An 843-nucleotide genomic window follows, 5' to 3' on the forward strand; every position below is an offset into this window, starting at 1 on the left:
CTCCATGTTGACCAGTTCGCCCTTGCGCTCGCCCAGGGCCTGCATCACGCCGCCCTGGCTGGTTTCTTCGACGTCAGCCGTGACCAGCTCGATAGGCTCGTGCTTTTCACCGTTGATTTCGCGGAACACGACGCGCGGCTTGGACACTGCGAGCTCATAGCCTTCGCGGCGCATTTCTTCCAGCAGAATGGTCAGGTGCAGTTCACCGCGGCCCGACACTTCGAAAATGCCGTCTTCGTCGGTTTCCTTGACGCGCAGGGCCACGTTGGAACGCAGTTCCTTTTGCAGGCGGTCCCAGATCTGGCGGCTGGTCACGAACTTGCCTTCACGGCCCGCCAGAGGCGAGTTGTTCACGCAGAAGTTCATGGTCAAGGTCGGTTCGTCGATCTTGAGCATGGGCAGCGGCTGGGGGTTCAGCGGGTCGGTGATGGTTTCACCGATGCCCAGGTTTTCGATGCCGTTGACCAGCACGATGTCGCTGGGGCCGGCTTCGTTGACCTGCACGCGGTCGATACCCTGGAACTTGTGGATCTGGTTGATCCGGCCCTTGTAGGCCTTGCCGTCGGGACCGGCCATGACTTGCACTTCCTGGCCCATCTTGATGGTGCCCTGGGTGATGCGGCCCACGCCGATACGGCCCACGAAAGTCGAGTAGTCGAGTGCCGAGACCTGCATCTGCAGGGGCGCAGCGGCGTCGCCCTGCACCGAAGGCACGTGGTTCAGGATGGTGTTGAACAGGGCCGACATGTCGGTGCCCCACTGCTCACCGGGAGCGCCTTCTTCGGTCGACGACCAGCCGTTGATGCCCGAAGCGTACACCACGGGGAAGTCCAGCTGTTCATC

At 62.2% G+C, this 843-nt stretch carries 1 protein-coding gene; it reads right to left on the reverse strand.

The genetic code is table 11. From position 1 onward, the window contains the following. Positions 1-843 (reverse strand): EF-Tu/IF-2/RF-3 family GTPase (locus D3H34_RS33140; RefSeq protein ID WP_286186578.1); only part of this gene is annotated, 843 nt, incomplete at both ends.

Source organism: Acidovorax cavernicola, assembly GCF_003581445.1.